We start from the raw sequence: 24,764 nt of genomic DNA on the forward strand, positions 1-24,764 counted from the left end.
GCCGTAAGGGGTATTTTGATTATGGAGCCTATCTTCGGCGATGAAACCGGACTTCACGGAAGCTATATTCACCTAATCGGGCTGCCTTCTAGGACCAGAGTTCCGCTAGGGGATTTGATGCAGGCCGCGTTATCTGTCCGCCAAGGCGTAACCGATCAAGATTGGCCGTCGCTTGCCGATCAGGGCTTGAGCTGCTTGGCTTTGGGACACGCGTCATTTCGGCTTTTGCAAGAAGCCGAGACGGTTGCGAGTGCTCGTGACCAATCCGAACGTCGCCAGGCGAAATACTATGCCAAGCTTCTAGTGAACGCAGTCGGCGGCGGCGGTGGTCAGCCTTTCCTTGAAGCTCTCCGCGCGAAGCTCTCAGACAGCGACCCGGCTGCGCGCCTCGATAGCGCGATTTCGCGCATCGAGCGGCGCCTTGGCCGGGAGCTGAGGCCGTCTTTGAAGTCGAGGATCCGCTCGGCATCTCAGAGGTTTGAAGAGCGGGTCGGTCTCGACGCATCCGTTGCTATGCTGGAGCAAGGAAAAACCAAAGGCGTGCCGCTTCTAGAGCCGTACTCCTTCCGCCTCGCCGCTTCGCAGGCGGACCAGATCAAGGCGCAATCCGACTTGGTGTTGTCTTGCCTGTCCAGAGGTCTGTTGGCACGCGTCCATGCAGAGTTTCATCTTTCTCATTGCACAAACCGCGCGCCCTCGAGATCGTCCGATATTGATCGACATCGCCAAGCAACAGAGGCCGTTCTAGAGGACGCGGAGCGGTGGCTTGGACGCGGTCAGCGGCGCATTTATTGTGCCCTTGCGGGGCAGAAGAGCACCGATCAAACAGCCCGCGCTGCCATGGCGCTGGCGGTCGAGATCGAGCGGCGGCTTCCGATCTTTGTAAGAGCTCAAGGTGCCATCCGGCAGACGATGCTGTTCCTTCGCGACGATGGGAAAGGCGCTGCATCCGAACGCATGGGCCGACTTGCCGCGCGCGCCGGAATGCTGACCCGCGAAGTGATCGCCAGCCATTGCGCGAGCTATCGCATCGCGCTTCACGCGCTCAGCCTTCATCCGCCCGAGGACGTGGATGCGTTTTTGCGCAGAACAGACACGACCGCCTTCGACGGGCCACTGCCCAACGGCAGGGATGTTGCGCTGAAGGATATCGATGCTACGCAGGACGGCGATTTCGTCGAGATCGAGGGGTTCGTAAGGTCTGTAGAGGCACTGCGTCTGGGCGATGGCAAGCTTATCAGCCGTGTGGTGCTGCACGATCCGTCCAGCGACACGACCGCAAACGCCGTCACGATCTTCGCGCACCTTCCCCACGCCGGGGTCACGCTGGACTCCTTTGTGCGCGTGAGCGGATTGTTCAAAGCAGGTTCCTCGCTTTTTGACAACGAGCCCGCCGTCGAGATCGACACGCTTGCGATGAACGATCTAGGACGATCGAGTTGGCGTATGGCGTTTCTCGGGCTGGCGGACCGTTGGTTTGAGCCATGGCGCAACGGTGCCAACCTGATCTGGTCGCTCGGCCCGCACGGTCTGGGGGACGATGATGAAATGCGTTTCGGGGCCGGAGAACTTCTCTACCTGCCCCTTTTCCGACGATAGGAGAAACACATGCCGGTTTCTGATGGATGCGGTTCTGAAGAAGATGCCCTCAAGGAAGCGTTGAACGCTGCCGACGAATTTCTCGAAGAGTACTTTGAAGCCAGGGAACAACTTCTGGAGATGCTCCGACAGGCCGAAGAGGACGCGATAGACGCGGTCGGACCGGAGCCACCTGAGATCACCCGTGATATGGATCCTATGCTTCAGCACGAGCTGGAACGGCAGTGGGAAGAGTATCGCGATAAGGTCGGAGATCACGTCAATTCATCATCCGACGTCGAGGCCGCACGGAACCACGCAGATAACCTGAGAACCGCGTGGGAGATCACCATGGAAGAGGCTGACGCCCTTCGAGAGGAACTGGAAGTGTGCCAGCACGATCTGAACGAGACTATTTTAACGCCCTGATGGTGTTGCGGGGCCAAAGAGGGTGACAAGACACCACTGAGAGTACGGCGAGATGCGCTTTGTTGCAAATCTGCGGAACGAAACGATTGCTGCCTTCGCGGCAGAAGACATCCAGCCACGCGCCTACCTTCTTTCTTCTCATCGGGTCACGCCGAGCACACTTGAGGCGGCGACCCATGTTCGTGACCTCGACCTGCCACTGTTCGCGGACAATGGCACAAAGCAGCTCATCGAACAGGTCATTGACGTGTTCGCCGATGATGCCGCGTCAGTGCGCGAACAGGTCCGTGATATTCGTCGGGACATCGGCCATGTACCGCGCGGAAACGACATTCCCCCCGCCCTTCGCCAAACCGCCAAAGATCTAGCAAACAGCGTGATCGAACACGCCACCGCCGTGTCGAACGCGATTGACCGTGACAATCTGATCAAGTTGCAGTTGTCGATGGATCCGACCGACCTGATCGCGCAAGAGGATTTTGCAGTCGCTTGCCTTCTGGCCTTGCAGTTGGAGCGTGAAGTAACCGGTTTTTCTGTTAGCCGCTTTGCAACCAGAAACCGACGCTCGCTTCGATTATGGAAGGCGGTAAGCGCGGATCCAAGATGCGCTAATTTGAACGTATATGCGGTGCTCAGTGCGGTCGATTTCAACACAGCCCGGACTGCTGGTCGTCTTGCGGCCGAGGCTGGGGTTCGCTTCGCGGCAATCGGCATCGCCGGGATCAATATGGACAGCACAGCGACGGACTTTTTTGTCATCGGCTCTGCGAGCCATAGACTGGAGCGGCCAGCGCCCAGACGTTATGTCCGATTGGCGCAGATCTTAAGCGGGCTCGATGTCGGGTTGCGCGAGGCGGGAGGTCGGCTCGACAGCTTTCACTGCCTTGGGCTTGGGGCGTCGGCCATGTTGCCTCTCGTTGCCGCAAGCTTCGATGACGGGATCGGGCTTTCGACGGATGCAACAAGCCCCATCCACGACGCGATACGCGACCAAGTCTTTTACGAGCTGGCGTCGAAAGGCCAGCGCGTTTCGACTAGTGCGATTGCGAACCGTGAGGTCCGTGATGCCCCGTGGAAGTTTGAAAGCCCTTTCGAGCAACGATTCAGGGAGACGTTCGGCCATGATGTCGATGCCGCTAAGGCATGGTGGCGCGCCAATGGCGAGCCGCAGATCATCCGTGATCATCTTCGGTCCGAGACCGAGCTAAACGAGGCACTGCCGCTTCTCGCAGAAGCCGAAAGCGAGGCCCGGCGGCGTGGCGAACGGGTGCGCGTCGCAGCGAACCACTGGACCATAGGAGAACTTGCAGCGGTGTTCTCTGTGTCGTTGGACAGACGTATCCAAGCACGCGCCGCCATGAGTGGAATTGAAATGAGCGGAAGCGCCTCGATCGCCCGAGGAACGGAAGCCGCAGGCGCGATACTAGATGCTATCGGGGAAATTGGGTGAATAAGGGGTCTGATCTGGCCAGGAGCAGAGTCGTATCATAAGGCGTTGCAGACCTTCGCCGCGCTACGTATGCAATCGTAAGATGCGGACATTCCTGCCGTTCGCTACGGTTGCGAAAGTTCGCCTCGTGCTGGCGCAGCGGAGGTCACCTTGGGCGGAATGCGGACATTCGCCGCAGCTTGCACCAATGTCCGCTACGAGATTTTGAAGAGATCGAGCATGCTGCAGATTGTCAGTCACACACCAATCCACCATCGACCACCAACGTCTGACCGGTCACCGCGCGTGACCACGGCGATGCGAAGAATAGCACCGCATCGGCTAAATCTTCAGGCGAAGTGACGCGGCCGAGCGGTGTCAATTCAGCGATCGTGTCGAAAACGGCCTCGGGTGTCGCCGCGCTTGCGTCGGTGGTACGCAACAATCCACCTGCCACCATGTTCACTCGGACCCCGAGCGGGCCAAGGTCCTTTGAAGCGGTCCGCGTAAACGCCATCAGCGCGGCCTTGGCTGCGGTATAGTCGTGATAGGGCACAACAGGGTTCTGCACGAGGTTGGAGCCGATCGTCACGACGCTGCCTCCGCCCTCTGCTTTGAAGTGGGGCAGCATCGCCTGTATGGAATGTAGCGCGCCGCCCACGGCGACTTCGGCCTGCTGCGCAATGGCGGGCCACCCCAGGGTGTCGAGCTTGGCCCGGTCGTCGCCATTGAACGAGAAATCCGCCAACGCATTATGCACGAGGGTCGTTGGCGGACCGAGCCGGTCGGCGACCTCAGCCACCATCGCGGTGACGGCTTCGGCATCCGTGACATCTGCTGCGAAGGCCATGGCGTGCGGGCCGACCTCGCGGGCCGGAGCCTCAGCCTGTGCAGCGCTGTTTCGATAGTTTATCGCCACTCGCGCCCCTTCGTGAGAGAATGCGCGGGCGACGGCGGCGCCGAGACCGCGCGCCGCGCCGGTGATCAGGACAGTCTGGTTTTCGAGTTCGCAAGCCATGGTCAGAATGTCTCCGGATAGAACGCGTGGAAATGGTGGACGGGGCCGTGACCAGAGCCGACGGTCAGATCGCCTGAGCGGAGGATGGCCGTCGCGATGTAGGATTTCGCACGCCGCACGGCCTCGGGTAGTGGCAGACCTTGGCCCAGTTGCGTTGCCAGCGCTGAGGACAGCGTGCAGCCGGTGCCGTGGGTGTTGCGCGTGGCATGGCGCTGGCCCTCGACCCAATAGGTGTCATCCGCGGTCAGGAGCAGATCGGGACTGTCGCTACCGGCGAGATGCCCGCCTTTTATCAGAACCGCCGATGGCCCCATCGCCAGTAACGCTTTTGCCTGTACCTCCATTCCTGATCGGTCCGTTGCCGTATCGGTGTCCAGCAGATCCGCGGCCTCGGGCAAATTCGGGGTAATGACCGAAGCAAGCGGCATGAGGCGGTCGCGTAGAGCGGCAACGGCCTCGGCCGCCAGCAAGCGGTCGCCACCCTTGGCGACCATGACCGGGTCCAGAACCACGGGCGCGGTCAGCCCCGAAAGCGCCGCGGTCACGGCCTCGATGATCGCTGCACTGCCAAGCATGCCGATCTTTACCGCATCGATGGAAATGTCGTCGCGGATGGCGGCGATTTGGGCAGTCACCATGTCGGGGTCCATCAGCGTGACGGCGCGCACCCCCTTCGTGTTTTGCGCCGTCAAAGCCGTGATTGCCGACATGCCATAGCCGCCATTGGCCGAAATGGCCTTCAGATCGGCCTGGATGCCAGCGCCGCCCGAGGGATCGGAGCCTGCGATGGAAAGGATGTTGGGGATCATTTTTGCTTCCATGCGTCGACGAGGGCGCGGGTCGCTGTCTCGGGATCCGCAGCGCGGGTCACAGCCGAGACGACAGCCATGCCAGACGCGCCCGCCTGTTTCAGAATGGCGATGTCGCGGATGGACAGCCCGCCGATTGCGAGTGTCGGCACAGGTGCTGCCGCGACGATACGGGTCAGCCCCTCGGGCCCGATGGGAGCGGCGGCATCTGGCTTGGTCGCGGTGGCGCGAAAGGGTCCCGCACCGATATAATCAATGCCGTCGGGAACGCGCGCGCATTGCGCAACGGTGTCGATGGAGATGCCCAGCAGGGCATTCGGTGCGATCCGGTCGCGCGCGCGCAGCGGGTCGCCGTCGTCTTGCCCGATGTGCAGATCAGCGCCCGTCGCGCGCGCCACTTCGACCCGATCGTTGACGAAGACACGCACGCCCATCGGCGCAAGCGTTTCGATCAGTGCATCGGTCATACGAGCCAGTTCGGCGTCGGAGGCGGTCTTGTCCCGGATCTGCACCGCCCATGCCCCACCGCGGGCGGCGGCCATGGCTTGGTCGCGCACCGGGGTCGGGGCGGTGGGGTCGGTCACAACATAGACTGGGCCAATCACGCAAAGACCTCGATCCGCGCGGCGGCGTCCAGCACCTCAGGCGTAAGATCATAGAGGGCGTCAAGAAACGCCACCTGAAAGCTGCCCGGTCCCTGTGCCTTTTGGCCCGCGACCTCGCCTGCGATCCCGTAAGCCGCCAACGCCGCGACGGTGGCCTCGAAGCCGGGCTGGCCAATGCAAAAGGCCGCGATGACCCCGTTCAACGAGCAGCCCATGACCGTGATCCGTGCCATCATCGGGTGGCCGTTACAAACGCGCGCTGCGCGCGTGCCGTCCGTGACAAAATCGACCGGGCCCGAAACGGCGACAATGCCGCCGGAGCGCCGTGCCAGCACGCGCGCCGCATCCTCGGCGGCATCCACGCTGTCGCCGGCATCCACCCCCCGCGCAGCCCCGCCGATACCCGCCAGAGCGAGGATTTCCGATGCATTGCCACGCACCACGGTGGGTTTCAGGTCAAGCAACTTGGCCGATAGATCTTGCCGGAACCGCGTGGCAGCCACGCCGACCGGGTCGAAAACCCAGGGACGGCCCGCTTCGCCCATGACTGCGGCCGCATCCTGCATGGCAACACCCCAGTCGGGGTCAGCAGTGCCGATATTCACGGTCAGTGCCTGCGCCAGTACGGCAAACTCGGCGGCTTCCTCGCGCGCATGCACCATGGCGGGTGAAGCGCCTATGGCCAGGAGGACATTCGCCATTACGTTCATGGCGACGTAGTTGGTGATGTTGTGAACAAGCGGCTTGGCCGTAAGCACGGCGCTCAGGTATGATCCTGGGGTCTGCATTGTGCCTCCTTTTTCTTCGGAGGCACGAAAGACGTAAACCCTCAAGGGGTTCATCTCCGCAACTTCCTCCGCCGGCATGATCCGGGTCAGGTTCAAAGGGTGCTTCTCAGCCCGCGCATTGCGGACGCCCCTGTTGTCATGGCAAGGGTTGCACGATGATGAACGGAAAACAAGGCAGGCAGAAGTTCGCTGGCCTGACCAAGAGTGACCGCATTGGGCCGTGAGCAACGTGTGGTATGGCCAGTCACGTCCCACTCCCGCTGCACCGCCGCAGATCTGCTTCGAATCCTCAATGCTTGTTGCTGCGACGAGGACTTCGTCCGCTTTGCGCGGCGATGATCATCACGCCCCCTGACTTTGCCAGCCCGCCATCGACGCATGGGCAACCGCCAGCAGGGTTTCCCGATCGGCTCCGTCACGCGCGAGAACGGACATGCCCTGCGTCACTGCGAGAGCGAGGTCGGCGAGCACCTTTGATCGTGTGGATGGCGGCAGGATTCCCCGTTCGATGTCGCTCTCGATCCGTTTGACGATGATCGACCGGATGACGCACCGTTCCTGCGCCGCAGCTTCTCGAACATCGGATGCATTCTTCGAGCCGGTGGCCACGGCACTGGCGAGCAAGCATCCCCGCGGGGTCGCTTCGCCCGTGAAGAGCCGCGCCGCATTTTCGATCATGTCCGCCACGGCATGTCGCGCTGTCGGCGCGTCGGCGAACGCTTTCTCTAGGTCGTCGGGATCGCCCGCGTAGCGCTTCATGGCTTCGAGAAACAATCGCTTCTTGTCGCCGAAGGCTGCGTAAATGCTGGGCGCCGTCACCCCCATCGCTGCGGTCAGGTCACTGATCGAGGTGGTCTCGTAGCCGCTTTCCCAGAACGCGAGCATAGCCTTCTCGAGCGCAGCGTCGCGATCAAAGGACAGGGGACGGCCGGTCTTGCGGCGGGCTGTGACGGGATCTTTCATAATGGTCACTAATAAAGTCGTTGACGCAGGCGCTCAAGGTCTTCATGTGATTTCGTAACGATCAATATGTAACGCGGAGCTAACCCATGTCCCTCACCGATTACCGTGCCCTCGGGCGATCCGGCCTTGTCGTCAGCCCGCTATGCCTCGGCACGATGACCTTCGGCCCTGGCGAGTGGGGTGCGGACGAAGCGGCCTCGCGCGAGATCTTCAGCGCCTACCGAGACGCGGGCGGCAATTTCGTCGATACCGCCGACATCTGTTCCGGCGGCGCGAGCGAAGAGCTGGTCGGCAAGTTCATCCGCGAAACCGGGTCGCGCGACGATATCGTCCTGGCCACCAAGTTCGGCTTCAACGGATCGAGCAGCCCTTTGACGGCCACACGAGGCCGCGGGGGCAATCCCCATGCAGGCGGCGCAGGATCAAAGAACATTCACCGTGCGCTGGACGCATCTCTGAAACGGCTCAGCACCGACTATGTCGACCTCTACTGGATGCATATCTGGGATGGCGTCACACCGGTCGAAGAGGTTGTGCAGACGTTGGGCGACTTGGTGCGCGCCGGCAAGATCCGCCACTACGCGTTTTCCGACATGCCGGCATGGGTCGCGATGAAGGCCGCGACCATCGCGTCCGAGCGCCGAGTGCCCGGTCCGATCGCCATGCAGGTGGAATACTCGCTGGTCGCGCGGGACGTAGAGGCCGAGCACTTCCCCGCCGCTCGTGACGGCGGAATGGGCGTGATGCCCTGGAGTCCGCTGGCCGGCGACTTCCTGACAGGAAAATACAGCCGCGACGACACCGCCGATACCGGCCGGCTCAGCGGTGCCAATCCGTTTGGAGACAGCAAGTTCAAGGATCGCAACTGGGCCATCCTCGATACGCTCCGGGAAGTCGCGTCTGAGCTTGGCTGCGAGCCGGCACGGGCGGCACTCGCCTGGACCATGGCACGGCCGGGGGTTGCCTCGACGCTCGTCGGCGCGCGGACGGTCGCACAGCTGACCGGCAACATCGCGGCGGCCAGCATCAGCCTGAGCGACGAGCAGATGAGCCAGCTGAGCGACGCCAGCGCGCCGCCCCCCGGTTTCACTGCATCACTCGCGTCCCCCATGATCCGGAAGATGCTCTACGGCGGGCATGAGGTTACGGCTTGGGGTGAATAAGAAATACCGCGCATGCGGGACGAAACGCGAAGCGGACACCTCGCGTGTGACTGTCCCCCTCCATTAAAGAGGGACAGAGCACCGATCACGCGGGGAGGCTGACGACCATTTCGATTTCAAGCTGGAACTCTGGCGCTGCCAGCGCGGACACGCCGATGCCTGTCAGGCTCGGTTGCGCCCCGTTTAAAAACGCGGCGAGCCGGGTCATGACGACCTCCTGCGTCTCCGGGCGCAGGTCGGTCATGTAGATCCGCATCTGCGCGATCTGCCGCGGTCGCGCGTCCAACGCCACCAGTGCGTGAGAAAGGTTTTCTACCACGATGTCAGTCTGCTCTTCGAGGTCGGCTGGCACCGCTTCCCCGTTGTGCCGCCACGGGACCTGACCCGAGACGAAGGCGAGTGGGCTCGGCGGGATCACCGAGATCTGGGAATAGCCGACGCGCCCCGCGTCGGGCAGCGTCGTCGGGTTCATGCGGGTGAGTGAGATGGCCATTAAAGGTCCTTTTCCTGGCTTTGGCTGTCGGGATGACAAGCGTCTTGCAAGCCGGTACCTAAGACCGCGATCCGCGAATGGAGTTCGCCGCTGTGACGAAGATTGTGCGCCATTGACCCGTGCCGCGCTGAATGGTACGCGCGTGGACGAAATCCTGACCTTCCTCGCGATCGTCGAGACGGGGAGTTTCGTTTCGGGCAGTCGGAGCATGGGCCTGTCGCGATCCGCCGCCGGCAAGGCCCTTTCGCGGCTCGAGGAACATTGCGGGGTGAGGCTGTTGAACAGAACCTCGCGCGCTCTGAGCTTGACCGAAGAAGGCCGGCGGCTTTACGCTCAGGGGGTCGAGCTTCGCAGCACGCTCGATGCTGTCGGCGCCCGGTTCGTGGGCGACGGCGGCGATCCGCGCGGAGAGCTCCGCATCAGCGCACCGGACGCCCTCGGGCGTCGGCTCGTGCTGCCGGTGGTTAAACGGTTTCTTGAGAGATGGCCGGAGGTGCAGGTCGAGATGAGCCTGTCGGATACGGTGACGGACCTCGTCTCGGACGGGGCGGACCTTGCCGTGCGGATCGGTGTGCGGCTGCCGAACCCCGGTCTGATCTGCCGGACCCTTAGGCAGGAACCTTTGGTGCTCTGCGCCAGCCCCGCTTACCTCTCCCGCACTGACGTCCCGACGCGGGTAGAACATCTGAGTCGACATGATCTGCTGATCCATGCCAGCCAGAACATGCGGCAGACCTGGCAGCTGAAGGAAGCCGACGGCACATGGGTGCGGGCCAGCGGGCGCTCTCGCCTGCGGCTCGATTCCGGTGAAGCGCTGAGAGAGGCCGCGTTGGCGGATATGGGGGTCGCGTTGCTGCCTGAGAGCATCGTTCAAAGCAACTTGGCGGATGGGCGGCTGAAGAGGATCTTGCCTCAGCGCGACACGGGGACGGTCGAGATTCTGGCACTCTATCCGCACAAGCGCATGCTCGAGTCGAAGGTGCGTCACTTCGTGGATATGATCGCTGCGGATCTCGCAATATGAACCGTGCTTCGACCGGATCTGGAGCGACGCGAGACGGACGATCCTGCGGTATGGCAAGCAAGGATTGGCTTTTTCCGGTCTACCGATAGCCCGTTTCGCGAATGTCAGAAATCTCCTGCTTTGCTGAACCCCGCGAGCACAACGATGCTGTTTGAAGGCTCCGACGACCGCATTCGGCACGCCGCACCGCGGCATCGGCCGATCAATTGAAGGTCCGCAAAGTGCCGAGTGACGCGTTTATTTGGATGGTTCTGGTAGACCTCTGTGGCCGATCCCAAACACCTAGATCGGCGGAGAGTAGAAGAAACGGGTGCCTCCTGTTTGAATGGGCTACGTCGGGTGCAGCAAGTTTATCAATTCACGGGTGTAGGTCTCGGCTGCCTTATCTTGATCTTGAAATGTTTCATTCTGAAGCTCCCCTACACCCGCCTTTCCAACTTGTCGCAAGAGCAGGTGAAGGTAAGGCTTGCCCCCACGTCATCTTGGAGCCACGCTAGGGTCAGGACCCATTGATTTCAGATGCGCCGGATGATTCACGGCTCCGAAAACGGAGCGATGACATGTCTGATCTTTTTTGATTGTCCGACGCACAGATGGCGCGTCTTGAGCCCTATTTCCCGAAGCCCCATGGCAAGCCACGGGTCGATGACCACAGAGTGTTGAGTGGAATTATTTTCATCAACCGGAATGGGTTGCGCTGGCGGGATGCCCCCAAGGATTATGGCCCTCACAAGACGCTTTACAACCGTTGGAAGCGGTGGAGTGACAAGGGCATCTTCGCGCAGATGATGGTCGGACTGGCTGCAGAGCACGGCGAAAAGAAGACCGTGATGATCGACGCGACTTACCTCAAAGCACACCGAACAGCGACCAGCCTAGGCGTTAAAAAAGGGGGCGTGGACGCCTGATCGGTCGCACCAAGGGCGGCATGAACACCAAGCTGCACGCCGTCTGCGATAGCCAAGGCCGACCGCTCAATCTGTTCGTCACCGCCGGTCAGGTCAGCGATTACATCGGAGCGCGGGCGCTGTTCAGCAGCTTGCCCAAGGTCGAATGGCTTCTTGGCGACCGAGGCTACGACGCCGACTGGTTCAGAGAAGGGTTGAAAGACAAGGGGATACGCGCCTGCATCCCAGGCCGCAAGCAGCGTAAAACGCCCGTGAAATATGACAAGCGTCGCTACAAACGCCGCAACCGCATCGAGATCATGTTCGGAAGGCTCAAGGACTGGCGGCGTGTCGCAACCCGATACGACAGATGTCCAAAGGTGTTCTTGTCTGCCATCGCTCTGGCCGCAACTGTCATGTTCTGGCTATGAAACGAGAACGAGTCCTGACCCTAGAGGCGAAGCAGAGCTTTTGCCTCATCGAAAAGCGCTTTCAGTCTTATCTCCACTTCATCAGTCTAGGGCGGGATCGCTAGCATTGTGTTGCGTGACCCTCCTCAGCATTGTTGGAACGATATCGGCAAAAAAGATAGCGTTTGGGTCCGGTCAAATTGTCAGGCTCGGTTCAAAGCGCCAAGCATTGTGGTGCGAAGGGCGCAAAGCAGTCCATCAACACCGCGGGGAGCCCAGCCTAGATTTCGTAGCCTATCGGTCTCCATTTCGCACACTTCACCGGCTTCGGCGCGTGGCGGAAGATCACCACGGTGTCCCGTGACGTCCATGTAGGCTGACAGAAGATCGCGACGGTCTATCACGATATCAGACACATTTAAGATATCAGCTTCGCGACGAAGAATGGCGATGCCGACGGCGGCGGCGACGTCATCGGCATGCACTTCGGTCCCGACGCGTGGGACTATGGGACGGCCTGCGCGAAAGGCGGAGAACAAGGTGCTCCACTTGTGCTCTCGACCGGGCGGTGCCGGTCCGTAGACACCGGTTGTCCGTAGCGAAACGCCGCTGCGCGCGGTGACCTCTACTTCTATATCGCGCTTCAGGATCCCGTAGAGCGTGTCGGGCTGCGGGGTCATGTCTTCCGACAGGCGCGTTCCGGGCGGTGGGCGTCCGTACACGGCGCGGGAGGACAGGAATACGATCTTGCTGTCCCGAGCAGCATCGAACAGGTCCCGCGTGCCGTCTAGATTGCGCTGGATGAAGCCGTCGGGGTCGGCGCCCTCTCCGCCGCGATAGCGACCGGGCACATGATCGAAGGCCGCGTGAACCAGCGCATCGGCGAAACAGAGGTCGGGGCAGTCCGCACCAAGCGACCATTCGATATGCGCGAGCCCTAGCGGTGAAGGACGACGCCCCAACGTCGTAACCTTATGCCCTGCGTTGGCTAGGTACGCAGCGATCGGGTGACCGACGAGCCCGGTGGCCCCGCTTACGACGACGTGCATGGGTCAGGCAGCGCTGAGAGATCGGGAACCCGGCCCGACGCGAAATCGTGCCACATATCGATCAAGGGACGCAGGCGATCCGCCTTCGCGTGATCCTCCCACGGTTTTTCGTATTGGTAATGCAGCACACAGATGTCCTGCCACGACCAAAGCTCGGGCAGGTTGATCCAGACGTATTGCAGCATGTTCATCGTGACCGGCAGACCGTGCCAATCGGGGAAAAAGTCTTGCAGGAACGTCTGGTCCGTTCTGCGCCAGAACTTGTCTGGCTGGTCCAGATGAGCGAGCATCCGATTAAAGGTGTCGCCATTGGGGCGGGCCGTGAAGACCCCGGAGTTCAGCCGGTGAAAATCCCCGAGGCCTTCATAGACATTGGGCGCGGCGCTGAATTCAGGATAGTCGAACAGGCGGTCGATGTTGCGCAGCACCAGGGTGTCGGCATCGAGGAACACGACCCGGTCATAGTCCAACTGCCACAGCCGCAGCTTGGCGAAATTGTCGAGCGGCGTGTGAAACGCGGGTTTCTTCCCCTTGCTGAAAGGCGCGACGCCGTGGATGCGGTCGCGCCCATGGGCAGCGTTGAAGGCGTCTGACGTTGGCAACAGATCGACCCGCACCAGCCGCGCCCCCACAAGGGTCGCCAGAGCGCTATCCGACACACCGTCGGTGTGCATCACGATCCGGTGCGCCTCGGTGCCCGTGGCCGCGATCGAGTTTAAAAGGGCGCTGGCCCCAAGCGCGAAATCGTCGTTGGTGACCAGCGTGACGTACGCGGTGCGCATCCGGTCACGACACCGACTTCAGCGCTTTTCCTTCGGGGTCGCGTTCGACCTTCGATCCTAGCTCGCGCGTCCAGCTGGACACCGCGGGCACGCGGCTTCGGTCAATGCGGTGGGCGAACTTGCGGGCCACGTCCACGACTTCTGACATCAGGCCTTCCGCCAGTGTCGTTGGCTCCAGGCCCAACGCGAGGAATTGGTCGTTCTTCACGATCAGGTCGTTCTCGGCGGCTTCCTTACGCGGATTCGGAAGGTAGGCCACGCGGGCGCCGGTTTGCGTGGCAATCATCTCGGCCAGATCGCGCACGCGGTGGGTTTCGGTCATCTGGTTGAAGATCCGCACGCGATCCCCTGATTTGGGCGCGTCGCCCAAGGCCAGTTCGATGCAGCGCACGCTGTCGCGGATGTGGATGAAGGCGCGGGTCTGCCCGCCCGACCCATGGACGGTCAGCGGATAATCGATGGCCGCTTGGATCAGGAAGCGGTTGAGCACGGTGCCGTAGTCGCCGTCATAGTCGAACCGGTTCACAAGCTGCGGATCGCGTAGGGTCTGTTCGGTATTTGTGCCCCAGACGATCCCTTGGTGCAGATCGGTGATCCGAAGCCCGTCGTTCTGGGCGTAGAACTGGAAAAGGATCTGATCCATCGACTTGGTCATGTGATAGACCGAGCCGGGCCGCGTGGGGTACAGGATTTCCTGTCCGCGCTTGCCGTCCGGCGTGTCGATCTCGACGTCCAGATAGCCTTCGGGGATCGGCGCACCGACAGAGGAATAACCGTAGACGCCCATCGTGCCCAGATGGACGAGATGCGCGTCGATCCCGGTTTCCGCCAGCGCGGCCAGCAGGTTATGGGTCGCGTTGGTGTTGTTGCGGACAGTGTAGACCTTGTGCCGGTCGGTCTTCATCGAATAGGGCGCGGCGCGCTGTTCGGCGAGGTGGACGATGGCATCGGGGCGATGGTCGGCCAGCCAGGCCTTCACGCGCTCATATTCCTCGGCCAGGTCGAGCAAGTGGAAGTGGATCGTCTTGCCAGTCGTTTCGCGCCAAATGCGGCAGCGTTCCTGGATGGAGTCCATCGGAGTCAGGGACTGGACGCCAAGCTCGGTATCAATCCAACGCCGCGACAGGTTGTCGACGATGTGAATCTCATGGCCCGCATCGCTTAGATGCAGCGCGGTGGGCCATCCGCAAAATCCGTCTCCGCCCAGGATCGCGATCTTCACGATATCACCTCTTAGTAGTTGTCCTTACCGTCACCCGACAAGCGTTCCGGTCCCTGATCAGTAGTCAGCCGGCAAGGAACGCTTCCACGAGACGCCGGTTGGCAGAATAAGATCTACCTTTAGAAGAATGACTGTGCGATCAATTAGACCCACACTCTATCGAGTAAAGTACAACCGCTGTGCGTAGAGCAGACAGCACCGCCCCGGGTTCTAAAGAACCCTCCTGGGTGCGGTCGGCTCCGGATTCTTCCATCCGCCTAAGTTCGGAGATATGGCGTGAGCCGAGCAAGTGCGGCTAACGGCAGCGTCGTCCACTCTGCGGACCTTGCCCTGCCAGACCATGCTGCACGATGTCATGAAGGTCCGCTTCGGGGAAGCTGCGCCGCAACGAGGCCGAACCTCTCGAAGGTCCGGAGTGGGCCGTGAGCGACGGATTAGACCACGCCGTGAACCGTCAGTCCTGCTTTGTCTTTGCGGGTTCGCTTCAGGCATGTGCTACCCGTCGACGAACTGACTCCCGTCCGCCAAGTCGGCACGGCACTTGTTTTCGGTGGTTCGAGGAACGGCTACTGTCTCAGGAAGTTGTCCCTGCGAGGGTCAGGCTCCGCGCCGTGCGGAGCGGTCCTGGTTTCGCCCACTTGCCACGTTTGGAAATAAGATGTGCCGCATCCTTGCCTATATCGGTCCGGAACTGCCCCTCGAAAGCCTGCTACTGACCCCGGAGAACAGCCTCATCAACCAGAGCCTGGATCCGGAACTGCACCCGCACCTCCAGTTGGCAGGGTGGGGCTTCGGCGCTTGGAGCGAACATCTCCTGAAGCCGGAAGAACCGTTCCTGTACCGGCGGCCAAAAGCCGCGTTCTATGACGACAATGCCGAGAGGATCATTCCAAGCCTTCAGGGCAGCACTCTGCTCGCGCATGTCAGAGCTTCGTCCTACAATGCCAGGGTCGTCCAGGCGGACGAAAACTGTCACCCGTTCGCTTTCACCGAAACGCGATGGATCATCGCGCAAAACGGCGGACTGCCGAATTGGCAGCTGCTGCAGCGCGAGTTATTGCAGCACTGCCAGGACCGATACCTCAAGCAGATGCGCGGCACGACGGATACGGAGTTTCTCTATGTCCTGCTTCTGTCGCTGCTCGAAGGCAACAGCGACGACGAGATCAAGGAGGCATTCGAAAAGCTGCTGAAGCTGATTTGTGCGGCAATGAAGACGCTCGATCTGGCCGACCTGACCAAGCTGAAGATCGCCCTTGTCGCACCGAACCGGATCATCGGCGTCAACTACGGCTGCGGCTATGAGGGAGAGACGGACGTTGCGGGCGACTGGAGGGAACTGCGGGACCCGAACTCGGAAAACTACGACTCTTCACTGTCGATGCTTCTGGAACCTTTGTATCTCTTAATGGGCGAGAACTTTCAAGATTATGCCGGTTCATACAAGGTCGACGCAACTGCCGAAGGCGAGGCAGAATCGGCGATCCTTGCGTCAGAGCCCCTGACCGAAAACGGCGAAGAATGGCTGCACATCGAATTCGGCGAGATCGTGATGCTTGAAAGATCGGATGGAAAGATCTCAAAAACAGTGAAGACGTTGAACCTGTGAATTTGCATTCGTCCAAGCCTGCTTCCGCACTGACAAACAAGTTGGCGATCCGTGGCTGACCGATATGCCAACTTCGCAGAGCTTGCGGCCGAGCTTGAACGAGACGTCGATTATCGTATCCGCAGCGCGGATCGTGGCTCGCCCGTTGTCATCATCGCACCGCACGGAGGCACGATAGAACCCGAGACATCCATGATTGCAAAAGAGATCGCGGACGACGTTTTTTCCTTCTACACCTTCGAGGCATTGCAAGCTGGTGCCCATGGCGACTTACACATTACCTCGCACCGTTTCGATGAACCCATGGCGCTCGACCTTGTCGGTAGGGCTGAGACCGCGGTGGCGATCCACGGGCGGAAAGACGATGGAACCGACACGGTCTGGCTTGGCGGCCGCGCGATTCTGCTGCGCGATGCAATCGGCGCATCGCTGCGCACCTCCGGCTTCGAAGCCGAGTTGAACACGACGCTGCCCGGTGTCGATGAAAGCAACATTTGCAACCGGACGCGATCCGGGAAAGGGGCGCAACTCGAACTCCCGAGATCGCTTCGCAGAGGGTTGGCGGAGTCAAGGAAGGGTTTGAAGGATTTCTGTTCGGCTATCCAAAATGGGATCGGCACGACGATCTGAACGTTTAATGGCAGGTACACATGCGGCAAGCTCGATAAGCGAAGAGCTGCCCGAGGCACTTTTGGGCCTCTGCGGACGAGAAGCATCACCAGCGGCGGGCTCGTACCGAACAGCGGACAGTAAACCCGTTCACATACTGCGCAACGCACGAACGGCCGCCTATTGAGAAAGCTGCAGTGCAGCACAAGAATTCAGCACGAACGTCGGCTGTGGGCCGTCTGCAACGTGAGAATTCTCGCCGCACGTGCAAGCTCGAGGTGGAGGGCCGTGGGTTGTTAGGGCTCAGAGCCGACCTCCGATGCATCGCAGCATCATGTGATATGGTGCCGTGTCAACGTCGGGTTGTCGATGTGGGAGGGCGTGGTGGATCGGAGGATTCATCAAGGAAACACCAAACCTACCCGCCATCCGCGCACTGCGCCCAGCCTGGAACAAAGGTCGAATTGTCGGTCAGAAGAGGCCACTCAAGCCCAAACACGTTTGGGCGATCAGGGTGCGGCTGGAGCTAGCCGAGAACCATCGTGATCTGGCCCTTTTCGATCTTGCCATCGACAGCAAGCTGCGCGGCTGCGATCTTGTGAAAATCAAGGTGGTCGATGTCATGGCGTCAGGCCAAATCAAGGAACGCGCGTCGGTTCTGCAGAGCAAGACCCAGAAACCTGTGCGTTTCGAAATCTCTGAATGCACGCGAGCGTCGCTGGCAAGGTGGATGCGGGAGCCGCTCATGGTCGGATCCGAACACCTCTGGCCTGGGCGATTTCACGAACGGCTTCACATCTCGACCCGTCAGTACGCGCGTATTGTCCGAGAATGGGTGACGTCCATTGGTCTGGAGGCCAGCGCCTATGGCACGCACTCAATGCGACGCACGAAAGTCACGCAGATCTATAAGAAGACCGGCAACCTGCGGGCGGTGCAACTCCTCCTTGGCCACACGAAGATGGACAGTACGGTGCGTTACCTCGGCGTGGAGCTCGAAGATGCGCTGTCTATCGCCGAAGCTATCGAAATCTAAATACCAAGGCCGTCTTCACGGACGGCCCATAGCGGACCTTGGCGGGAATTTTGGTCGCTGCAGTGCAGCTTCCCGGAAGCGGACGGTCGCGACGGCAGTCAGCGTTGTACTCTATACCAATGTCCTACATTTGGAACTATCTGCGCTTATTCACGACCGCCGGACGGCGGTTTTCGCCATTTTTCATCTCTGCCGCACCTGACCATAGTTAGCGACGAACCAAGAGGGCCATCCGCGGCGCTCATACTCTTTCTTGGTGGAAATATTCGCCAGGATGCGGGGCAGAGCCGCAAGGGCAAGCTACGTTGCGAATGCGGACCGCGATGTCAGGTGGCGTGCCCCCATCGGGTGGTCCAGTTCGAATGTTAATGCATCGTCGGTCTCTGATCTACCGGGACGATGCTCTTGGGCGCTGGGGGCCGGTAGCCCAAAGAGCTGTGCGGTCGGACCGTGTTGTAGTGGCGACGCCAGCGTTCGATCAGGATCTGGGCTTCGCGCAGCGTGGTGAAGACCTCGCCATTGAGCAGCTCATCCCGAAAGCGGGCGTTGAAGCTCTCGCAGTAGCCGTTCTCCCAGGGTGACCCCGGCGCGATGAACGCCGTCTTTGCGCCCGCGGCGCCGATCCAGGCCCGCACCTTCTTGGCAATGAACTCTGCGCCATTGTCCGATCTGATGTATTCCGGCGGACCGCGCAGGATGAATAGGTCAATCAGAGCGTCTACAACGTCGACAGAGTTGAGCTTGCGTTTTACGCGGATCACCAGAGCCTCCTTCGTGAACTCGTCTATGATGTTGAGCGTGCGGAAGACCCGGCCATCATGCGTGCGATCCTGAACGAAGTCATAGGACCACACGTGGTTCGGGCGCTCCGGCCGTAGCCCGACACACGACCCGTCATTCAGCCATAGACGACCCTTCTTGGGCTGTTTCTGCGGGACTTTCAGCCCTTCCTGCCGCCAAATCCGCTCCACGCGCTTGTGGTTCACATGCCAGCCGCTGTTGTTCAGCATCCCGGTGATCATGCGATATCCATATCGCCCAAACTCTTCGGCCAGCGCGATGATATCCTCGGTCAACCGGGCTTCGTCTGGCTGACCACAGGGCACTTTGCGCTGCGTAAAGCGATGCTGACCCAAGGTGCGGCACACCCGGCGCTCCGATACGCTGAGGGTCTGCCGCACATGGTCGATGCATTGCCTGCGGCGGGAAGGGCTTAGAAGTTTCCCCGTGCGGCCTCGGCCAAGATCATCTTGTCCAAGGTCAGATCAGATACCGCGCGACGAAGCCGGATATTCTCGGCCTCAAGCTCTTTCAGCCGTTTGAGCTGATCGCGGCTCATCCCACCATATTGCTTGCGCCATCGATAGTAGGTTTGGATCGTCACACCGATCTGTCGAACGGCTTCCTGAACCGAACTCCCTTGCCCCTGCAACACTTCAACCTGCCGCAGCTTCAGCACGATATTTTCGGGCTTCTCGCGTTTGCCAGCCATCTCGTCGTCCTCCTGAAAACGGGATATTCCTATCCCAAAAGGTGGACCACTTCAGTGGGGGCACTCCAAGCGCACCATAGTTCACCGTCGAGACTAATCGTTTCCGAATGGATGGTACCGCGACATCCAGAGCGGGATCTAAAGAGAAAGATATCTATCTTAGGGGCGTTTAGAAGCGATACTGAGCTCTGAGCGAGTGCTTGCCCAGATCGGAACATAAAGAGCCGGACGCTGTACGGGGTCGATCTTGGCAACTCCCGACACGGAGCCAATTCTGGCCGTGAGAAAGCGAACACCAGAGGAAGGCCCCATTAGACTTTTATGCTCGGCTCGCCGAAGCGCATATCAACGTTCGAGCAGATGCTGCTCGGTTAACAGTTATGGTGTCTTGCAGTTCTCGTGCGAAACTCGGTGCAGAAGACAGTTGCCGCGATGACAATGTCGCGTCAGGTTTCAGGACCAGTGCTGCCATCTACTTCTCATTCCAAACGATCAGGCGGTGTCGGGTGGGGGGAACCAGTCGGTATCCATCTCTGTGCTCATCGGCGTGAACGAAAGCTGCGACCTTAGCTGCTCAACGTCGGGAATGCTGACGTGATGGTCCGCGTAGTCGATCAGATGACCTTCGCGAAGGTCTTGCAGGATGCGGTTGATGTAAACTGGGGTAAGCCCCACCACATCCCCCAGTTCGGCCTGCGAGAACGGAAGTCGGAACCGCTTGCTCTCGACGCCACCCGCCAACGATAGACGGTTATGAAGACTGAGCAACAAGTAGGCGATCTTCTCTGCCGCCGTGGCGCGGGTGGCGACCTGAAGCTGCTCGCGCGTCCTCAAATGATCGCTGCTTTCAAGCGCCGTGAGAAGAGCCGCAAGGCGCGGCACTGTTCGATAGAGTTCGGGAACCATATTGCGCGGAAATGGACATATGGCGCCGTCCGTTTGCATGTAGATCGAGTGCAGAACCTCTTTGCGACTGATTTCGGCCAAGCCTATGATCTCTCCGGCAAGATAGATGCGCAGTATGGGGCGTCGATTTCTCAAAGATGCACCCCGGACAACCGCCCAGCCGTACTTCAAGAGCATAAGATCCCCCGACGCTTGGCCCGCCGTGCAGATCGGCGTGCGGCGGGTCAGCGACCTTTCGTCTTTTTCCATCTGCGCGATGAACTCGGCTTCGCGGTCCGTTAGGACCACGTAGTGCTGCAGTCGGTTTGTCAGGCAGCTTGTCGCCATCAGGTCTTTCCGATCGTCTGTGAGAAAGAGACTTAGGGGCGTACGACCACTAGACAATCGGCGTGCCCGGCAAGGACAGATCAGCCCACGTGCTGCAGAACACCCCTGATCCGGGATCGAAGGTGGTGGCGACACCGAAGATCACCCAACGGATGCACTGCACCACCTCGACCGTAGCCCAACGTCAGCGCAATGTCCGGTAGACGGCTCTTCCTCCCGTTCAGATAATCCGCATTGCGGTTCTGTATGTCGATATCCGGTTGCGGGATCGGTGTCAGATCAAGGAAAGCGCTAAGGGCGGACAGGCTGGCTGCCGGATCGGCAGTCAGATCTTCATAGCGCAAAACCAGTGCTGCGTGCAGGTATGGCAGATCGTCGAGCATTAGTTGATGTGCGTGCCGCCAATGATCGACCAACTGGTCTTCGGATGCCGTTGTCCACTTCGCCGTGGCCCGAGCCGTGGCTACGGGATGACGGGTGATGAACACGAAATGGGCGAGCGGGAAGAGCTGCTGGTACAACCGCGTGCGCAGAAGGTTCACAGGCGATTTCTCAACCCGCCATGGGCTGTGGCCGGGAAACACGCGATCCCAATCACGCTTCAACCGCAAAGCCGTTTCCAGAGAGTTGTAGCGCGACGCTTCGGTCAGGTGTTGCTCCGGGTCCCACGCGAAAGCCCCGGGCACGCCATGGCGCGCCGTATGGGGGATTGCGCCTTGAAGATAGACGCCTTCCTGCTCCGGTGCGTCGGTATTTTCGATGGCGGCTATATCGGGGTGGCTGGCCAGCAAACCGGCCAACAGACTTGTGCCGGATCGGTGTAGCCCGCAAACGAAGACATAGCGCGGCACGGGTCGATCGGACGGCCGGACAGATCGCGACATGGGGTGGCGCTCGAACATCTTACTCTCCCGCCAGCGCCACCGGACTGCGCAATGGCAACTCATGCGGCGCGAATGTCGCTTGCGGGAACGGCGCGTCCCGCCCTTTGATCGCGGCGTGATACAGCGCCTCGTAGCGTGCGATCATCCTGTCGGTCGTGAACTGCGCTTCCACCCGCGCACGCACGGTCTGCCGGGGAATGCTCAGCGCGAGGTCCATCGCCTTGGCCAACGCCTCTGCCTCGGGGGCCGTCGCGAACGCCCCTGCCGGGCCAATCACTTCGCGCACTGCGCCGCTGTCCAGCGCGGCGACCGGAACGCCACAGCTCATGGCTTCGATCGCGACAAGACCGAACGGCTCATCCCACATCGGGGTGAACAGCAGAACCGATGCGCGCCCCATCTGCGCTGCAAGATCCGCCCCGGTCAGGTGGCCGCCGTAGCGGATGCCGTCCCCCAAGTATGGTCGGACGTGATCGTTGAAGTAGTCGCGATGCTCGATGGCACCGAACAGGGTCAGGTCCACCCCCCGCGATCGTGCCGCCTGTACGGCAAGGTGCGCGCCCTTGGTCGGCGTCATGCGCCCTGCCCAGACGGCAGTTCCATCGCCCTGCTCGACGTATGGCCAGTCGGCAAGATCGATCCCATTGGGAACCACTTGGGATTGAGATGGTGCGCCCTCCGGCCACCAGCGGGTCTGCTGCTGCGCAGAGCATGTGGTGAAATGCGACCACGGCGCCGCACTGTCAGCCACGGAGCGGCGCAGGACATCGAAGGGCGGAACGTGCAGAGACGTTACCATCGGAGCCCTGTCGCGCCGCGCAAGGCGCGGTGGGTAGCGGTGCAATCCGTTGTTGTGAATGACGTCGAACCGCCCGTCCGACAACGCCGGAATGATCGCATCATGCGCGTGATCAAGATGCCCGGTCAGGACCGGAGTCCCATGGAAGCGATGCCACGGCAGCTCCCGGTCGTAGTGTTCTTCCACCATGGGAAGCAGCGCGCACCCCGCATCGCTGTCACCCGAGGCGATTAGCGTAACCTCATGCCCGCGGACCTGAAGACCTTTGACCAGATGATAGGAATGCGCCTCCATCCCGCCCATGAAAGGCGGTGCGATGGGGTGGCGTATGTGGGCAAGAACACCGATCCGCATGCTGCTACTCTGCCGCGTGGGCAGGCGCGGCCAGCTTGGCCATCTCGCACCGTGCTTCGCGCCCGCGCAGATAATCCAGCACGCGGCGGGTGCTGGCGTAGGGCATGTTGTCTTGCTGACGACACAGGGCCAGATCGTCGTCGGTCAACGCGTGTAAGACGCGCATGCCCTGCGGCGTCTCTTCGATTAGGCCCATCATGCGGAAGGCGGCCAGCCAGTGCTCCATCGTCCGGTAGCCCCATTTCTGGCCAAACAGCTCGGCGTTGCGGATGACCGACGCCGCATGGTGGATCGGTGGCATGAAGTGGGGGTGGAATTGATGATAGACCTTCGCGCCCTTCAGCCACCAGATCCGGACATCGACCTCGTCCAGTGTTCTGCCGAAGTCCGTATCCTCTCCGCCGTAGCCGACGAACCGTTCGTCGAACCCGCCCGAGGCGATCCAGTCCGCGCGGTGCATGGCGAAGTTCAATGACCAGAAACAACGATAGTCGTTGCACAAACGCGCGCCCTGCGGCGGAGGCCCCTGCCGGTCACCGTGGCGGATCGCGAGGGCTTCGAACCGGGCGTCATTCCGGTCGCCATCCGTCGCACCCTTGGGCAGATAACCGACCTCTCCCATGAAGACGCCCGCGCCCGGCGTCAGAACGGCGGCGTAGTCGGCGACAAGGGTCTCGGCGGGGATGCAGTCGACGTCCAGGAAGATCAGGCGATCACCGACCGCACCGTTTGCGACCGCGTTACGCGCCGCGGCCAAGGGAAGTTTCGGCCCGGTAACGTGGATCTGGCGAACCGGGAACGGCGTTTCGGGCAGGTCATAAGGGGCGTCCTGCATGACGCCGATTACGAGCTCACGGGGTTGCAGCGTTTGACGGCACAGACCCTCGATCACATTCGCAAGGTGGTCGGCGCGCCCGGAAGCGATGGTCAGAACGGATACGGTCATGCCGGGATTCCTTCGGGGTGGGATGTGATTGCTTGATTGGGATTTGCGAGCAGCCCCTCGATCCACGCCGCGACCTTTGCGGCGGGCGCGACATCGAGCAGCGCGGTCTGGCCCGTCGAATCGTGAAGGGTCTGCGCCTGCGCGACCGCCTCTTTCCAACGATGCGCGGATGACGGCAGGTGTGGCAGATGCAAGGCGGCACAGGCGCGGGCCAATGCCTCTGCCTTTCGGACCTGCTCGTCGAAGTAGCGCCATTCGGGCACGACGATCCATGGTTTGCCTGCGCGCAAGACCTGCCCGCAGGTCGTGTTCCCAGTGGAAGAGATGACCAGATCGGCGGCCGCAATGTAGCGTGCCGGATCGTCGACCCACCCCGCATGCCGCAGGTTCGCGGGTTCGGTCGCATGCCAGTCGGTCTGCACCGCTCCGATGGTCAGCCAAGTAACGTCGGGCATGGCGCGGGCCGCCACACCAAGTGGCGCAGAGGTCACCCCGCTGCCGCCGCCACCAGAGACGACAAGGTGGACCGTTTCCGCGTCCGACAGGCCAAGGCTACGCCGCGCCGTATGCCTATCGGGGAGATCGACCGTATCCCCCAGTCCGCCAGCAAAACAGGTCTTCGCGACTTGGTTCTGCGGCCATTCGGGCTGCGCAAGGTCAGCATGGAACGGCGCGATGAGCCCCACTGCCCCGTCATAGGCAGCCCGATGGCCCGGATCGCCGCGGTCGCCATGCTGAACGACGGCCACGTGCGGGACCGAGCAGATGCGGGCAAGCTGCGCGACTTCTGCCGACACATCGGTGATCACAAGCGCGGGGTCCGCCGTGTCGAACCACTGCGCCATACGCGCCATCGCGGTTCGTATGCCCGGCCAACCGACCGGCGCGCAATGCAGCGTGTCGGGCGTTCGCAGCGACGCGAACCGATCATCCTCTTGACCTGATGGTTCGAATAGCGACGGGATGGGCTCGATGGTGACCCCGGCTCTTAGCGGGGGAAAGATGTCCGTACGGGCGCAGAAAATCGTTACCGGCTGCGACGGGCCAAGCGCGTTGACGATAGCCGCGGCACGGACTGCGTGCCCCCTGCCCTGATGGTGACAGAAATATCCGATGGGGCGAGGGCTTTGATTGGCGGCGAAATCCTTCATCG

At 61.1% G+C, this 24,764-nt stretch carries 24 protein-coding genes and 1 riboswitch; of the genes, 9 read left to right on the top strand and 15 right to left on the bottom strand.

Translation table 11 applies throughout. From position 1 onward, the window contains the following. Positions 1-21: 21 nt before the first annotated feature. From FIU81_RS08285 to FIU81_RS08295, 3 genes are read left to right on the top strand one after another with little or no spacing between them, the layout of a single operon-like run. The gene (locus tag FIU81_RS08285; protein WP_124112196.1) at positions 22-1,599 is read left to right on the top strand and encodes a hypothetical protein; all 1,578 of its coding nucleotides are present in this window, start codon (positions 22-24) and stop codon (positions 1,597-1,599) included. A gap of 9 nt (positions 1,600-1,608) precedes the next feature. Further along, a complete protein-coding gene (locus tag FIU81_RS08290) occupies positions 1,609-2,007 on the top strand; it encodes a hypothetical protein (protein WP_124112195.1) in 399 nt (132 codons plus the stop codon). A 52-nt stretch (positions 2,008-2,059) separates the two neighbouring features. Further along, the gene (locus tag FIU81_RS08295; RefSeq protein ID WP_124112194.1) at positions 2,060-3,457 is read left to right on the top strand and encodes a hypothetical protein; all 1,398 of its coding nucleotides are present in this window, start codon (positions 2,060-2,062) and stop codon (positions 3,455-3,457) included. Between the two features lie 232 nt (positions 3,458-3,689). Here the strand turns inward: FIU81_RS08295 and FIU81_RS08300 are convergent, their stop codons facing one another. The 5 genes from FIU81_RS08300 to FIU81_RS08320 all read right to left on the bottom strand — a co-directional run bounded on the left by FIU81_RS08300 (position 3,690) and on the right by FIU81_RS08320 (position 7,619). After that, positions 3,690-4,454 (bottom strand): 3-oxoacyl-ACP reductase, encoded by a 765-nt coding sequence (locus tag FIU81_RS08300; protein WP_124112193.1) that lies wholly within the window; start codon positions 4,452-4,454, stop codon positions 3,690-3,692. Positions 4,455-4,456: 2 nt separating this feature from the next. Next, positions 4,457-5,263, bottom strand: coding sequence for a bifunctional hydroxymethylpyrimidine kinase/phosphomethylpyrimidine kinase (gene thiD / locus FIU81_RS08305; protein ID WP_124112192.1), 807 nt, complete (start codon positions 5,261-5,263; stop codon positions 4,457-4,459). Beyond that, positions 5,260-5,847, bottom strand: coding sequence for a thiamine phosphate synthase (gene thiE, locus FIU81_RS08310; RefSeq protein WP_254695872.1), 588 nt, complete (start codon positions 5,845-5,847; stop codon positions 5,260-5,262). Before thiE ends, thiD begins: the two co-directional genes overlap by 4 nt. 17 nt (positions 5,848-5,864) lie before the next feature. Continuing rightward, a complete protein-coding gene (gene thiM, locus FIU81_RS08315) occupies positions 5,865-6,656 on the bottom strand; it encodes a hydroxyethylthiazole kinase (protein WP_124112190.1) in 792 nt (263 codons plus the stop codon). 46 nt (positions 6,657-6,702) lie between these two features. Further along, positions 6,703-6,798, bottom strand: a riboswitch (TPP riboswitch). A 200-nt stretch (positions 6,799-6,998) separates the two neighbouring features. After that, positions 6,999-7,619 (bottom strand): TetR/AcrR family transcriptional regulator, encoded by a 621-nt coding sequence (locus tag FIU81_RS08320; RefSeq protein WP_124112189.1) that lies wholly within the window; start codon positions 7,617-7,619, stop codon positions 6,999-7,001. Between the two features lie 86 nt (positions 7,620-7,705). Between FIU81_RS08320 and FIU81_RS08325 the strand changes: the two genes are divergently transcribed. After that, on the top strand, positions 7,706-8,782 hold the full coding sequence (locus FIU81_RS08325) for an aldo/keto reductase (protein WP_124112188.1): 1,077 nt from the start codon (positions 7,706-7,708) through the stop codon (positions 8,780-8,782). An 85-nt stretch (positions 8,783-8,867) separates the two neighbouring features. On the opposite strand, the gene FIU81_RS08330 is transcribed toward FIU81_RS08325, so the two are convergent. Beyond that, positions 8,868-9,275, bottom strand: a complete 408-nt coding sequence (locus tag FIU81_RS08330) for a RidA family protein (protein ID WP_124112187.1) — start codon at positions 9,273-9,275, stop codon at positions 8,868-8,870. A gap of 142 nt (positions 9,276-9,417) precedes the next feature. Between FIU81_RS08330 and FIU81_RS08335 the strand changes: the two genes are divergently transcribed. Together FIU81_RS08335 and FIU81_RS08340 are read left to right on the top strand one after the other, a co-directional pair. Further along, the gene (locus FIU81_RS08335) at positions 9,418-10,299 is read left to right on the top strand and encodes a LysR family transcriptional regulator (RefSeq protein WP_216644244.1); all 882 of its coding nucleotides are present in this window, start codon (positions 9,418-9,420) and stop codon (positions 10,297-10,299) included. A gap of 593 nt (positions 10,300-10,892) precedes the next feature. Continuing rightward, positions 10,893-11,617 (top strand): IS5 family transposase gene (locus tag FIU81_RS08340; RefSeq protein ID WP_254695873.1). Its coding sequence is split into 2 segments (ribosomal slippage): positions 10,893-11,196 and positions 11,196-11,617, totalling 726 coding nucleotides; the frame shifts between segments, so codons are not numbered across the junction. A 182-nt stretch (positions 11,618-11,799) separates the two neighbouring features. Here FIU81_RS08340 and FIU81_RS08345 read toward each other — a convergent pair. The 3 genes from FIU81_RS08345 to FIU81_RS08355 are packed head-to-tail and all read right to left on the bottom strand — an operon-like array spanning position 11,800 to position 14,649. Next, complete coding sequence (locus FIU81_RS08345; RefSeq protein ID WP_124112185.1) at positions 11,800-12,645, bottom strand: NAD-dependent epimerase/dehydratase family protein; 846 nt, start codon at positions 12,643-12,645, stop codon at positions 11,800-11,802. Beyond that, positions 12,630-13,427 carry a glycosyltransferase gene (locus FIU81_RS08350; RefSeq protein WP_124112184.1) on the bottom strand — a complete coding sequence of 266 codons (798 nt, stop codon included), beginning with the start codon at positions 13,425-13,427 and terminating at the stop codon, positions 12,630-12,632. The genes FIU81_RS08345 and FIU81_RS08350 overlap by 16 nt, the downstream gene beginning before the upstream one ends. Before the next feature lie 4 nt (positions 13,428-13,431). Next, on the bottom strand, positions 13,432-14,649 hold the full coding sequence (locus tag FIU81_RS08355; protein WP_124112183.1) for an NAD-dependent epimerase/dehydratase family protein: 1,218 nt from the start codon (positions 14,647-14,649) through the stop codon (positions 13,432-13,434). A 658-nt stretch (positions 14,650-15,307) separates the two neighbouring features. Between FIU81_RS08355 and FIU81_RS08360 the strand changes: the two genes are divergently transcribed. From FIU81_RS08360 to FIU81_RS08370, 3 genes are all read left to right on the top strand, one after another. After that, positions 15,308-16,258: a class II glutamine amidotransferase gene (locus tag FIU81_RS08360; RefSeq protein WP_124112182.1), complete on the top strand. Its 951-nt coding sequence runs from the start codon at positions 15,308-15,310 to the stop codon at positions 16,256-16,258. 51 nt (positions 16,259-16,309) lie between these two features. Beyond that, positions 16,310-16,888, top strand: a complete 579-nt coding sequence (locus FIU81_RS08365; RefSeq protein WP_124112181.1) for a poly-gamma-glutamate hydrolase family protein — start codon at positions 16,310-16,312, stop codon at positions 16,886-16,888. A gap of 379 nt (positions 16,889-17,267) precedes the next feature. Continuing rightward, positions 17,268-17,903: a tyrosine-type recombinase/integrase gene (locus FIU81_RS08370; RefSeq protein ID WP_124112198.1), complete on the top strand. Its 636-nt coding sequence runs from the start codon at positions 17,268-17,270 to the stop codon at positions 17,901-17,903. A 365-nt stretch (positions 17,904-18,268) separates the two neighbouring features. On the opposite strand, the gene FIU81_RS08375 is transcribed toward FIU81_RS08370, so the two are convergent. From FIU81_RS08375 to FIU81_RS08400, 6 genes are all read right to left on the bottom strand, one after another. Then, positions 18,269-19,395 (bottom strand): IS3 family transposase gene (locus tag FIU81_RS08375; protein ID WP_124112180.1). Its coding sequence is split into 2 segments (ribosomal slippage): positions 18,269-19,131 and positions 19,131-19,395, totalling 1,128 coding nucleotides; the frame shifts between segments, so codons are not numbered across the junction. A 492-nt stretch (positions 19,396-19,887) separates the two neighbouring features. Further along, positions 19,888-20,628 (bottom strand): Crp/Fnr family transcriptional regulator, encoded by a 741-nt coding sequence (locus FIU81_RS08380; protein ID WP_124112179.1) that lies wholly within the window; start codon positions 20,626-20,628, stop codon positions 19,888-19,890. Positions 20,629-20,708: 80 nt separating this feature from the next. After that, on the bottom strand, positions 20,709-21,530 hold the full coding sequence (locus FIU81_RS08385; protein WP_254695874.1) for a sulfotransferase family protein: 822 nt from the start codon (positions 21,528-21,530) through the stop codon (positions 20,709-20,711). 1 nt (position 21,531) lies between these two features. Further along, complete coding sequence (locus FIU81_RS08390; protein ID WP_124112177.1) at positions 21,532-22,665, bottom strand: glycosyltransferase; 1,134 nt, start codon at positions 22,663-22,665, stop codon at positions 21,532-21,534. 4 nt (positions 22,666-22,669) lie between these two features. Further along, complete coding sequence (locus FIU81_RS08395; protein WP_124112176.1) at positions 22,670-23,611, bottom strand: glycosyltransferase family 2 protein; 942 nt, start codon at positions 23,609-23,611, stop codon at positions 22,670-22,672. Then, positions 23,608-24,762 carry a glycosyltransferase gene (locus tag FIU81_RS08400; RefSeq protein ID WP_124112175.1) on the bottom strand — a complete coding sequence of 385 codons (1,155 nt, stop codon included), beginning with the start codon at positions 24,760-24,762 and terminating at the stop codon, positions 23,608-23,610. The genes FIU81_RS08395 and FIU81_RS08400 overlap by 4 nt, the downstream gene beginning before the upstream one ends. Between the last annotated feature and the right edge of the window lie 2 nt (positions 24,763-24,764).

It is taken from the genome of Palleronia sp. THAF1, assembly GCF_009363795.1.
GTDB lineage: Bacteria > Pseudomonadota > Alphaproteobacteria > Rhodobacterales > Rhodobacteraceae > Palleronia.

Coding starts and splice junctions, on each gene's coding strand:
- FIU81_RS08390 (WP_124112177.1), bottom strand. CDS start 22,665: ATGCGGATCGGTGTTCTTGCCCACATACGCCACCCCATCGCACCGCCT.
- FIU81_RS08385 (WP_254695874.1), bottom strand. CDS start 21,530: ATGTTCGAGCGCCACCCCATGTCGCGATCTGTCCGGCCGTCCGATCGA.
- FIU81_RS08325 (WP_124112188.1), top strand. CDS start 7,706: ATGTCCCTCACCGATTACCGTGCCCTCGGGCGATCCGGCCTTGTCGTC.
- FIU81_RS08395 (WP_124112176.1), bottom strand. CDS start 23,611: ATGACCGTATCCGTTCTGACCATCGCTTCCGGGCGCGCCGACCACCTT.
- thiD (WP_124112192.1), bottom strand. CDS start 5,263: ATGATCCCCAACATCCTTTCCATCGCAGGCTCCGATCCCTCGGGCGGC.
- FIU81_RS08320 (WP_124112189.1), bottom strand. CDS start 7,619: ATGAAAGATCCCGTCACAGCCCGCCGCAAGACCGGCCGTCCCCTGTCC.
- FIU81_RS08400 (WP_124112175.1), bottom strand. CDS start 24,762: ATGAAGGATTTCGCCGCCAATCAAAGCCCTCGCCCCATCGGATATTTC.
- FIU81_RS08330 (WP_124112187.1), bottom strand. CDS start 9,275: ATGGCCATCTCACTCACCCGCATGAACCCGACGACGCTGCCCGACGCG.
- FIU81_RS08290 (WP_124112195.1), top strand. CDS start 1,609: ATGCCGGTTTCTGATGGATGCGGTTCTGAAGAAGATGCCCTCAAGGAA.
- FIU81_RS08345 (WP_124112185.1), bottom strand. CDS start 12,645: ATGCACGTCGTCGTAAGCGGGGCCACCGGGCTCGTCGGTCACCCGATC.
- FIU81_RS08300 (WP_124112193.1), bottom strand. CDS start 4,454: ATGGCTTGCGAACTCGAAAACCAGACTGTCCTGATCACCGGCGCGGCG.
- FIU81_RS08285 (WP_124112196.1), top strand. CDS start 22: ATGGAGCCTATCTTCGGCGATGAAACCGGACTTCACGGAAGCTATATT.
- FIU81_RS08360 (WP_124112182.1), top strand. CDS start 15,308: ATGTGCCGCATCCTTGCCTATATCGGTCCGGAACTGCCCCTCGAAAGC.
- FIU81_RS08295 (WP_124112194.1), top strand. CDS start 2,060: ATGCGCTTTGTTGCAAATCTGCGGAACGAAACGATTGCTGCCTTCGCG.
- FIU81_RS08350 (WP_124112184.1), bottom strand. CDS start 13,427: ATGCGCACCGCGTACGTCACGCTGGTCACCAACGACGATTTCGCGCTT.
- thiM (WP_124112190.1), bottom strand. CDS start 6,656: ATGCAGACCCCAGGATCATACCTGAGCGCCGTGCTTACGGCCAAGCCG.
- FIU81_RS08380 (WP_124112179.1), bottom strand. CDS start 20,628: ATGGCGACAAGCTGCCTGACAAACCGACTGCAGCACTACGTGGTCCTA.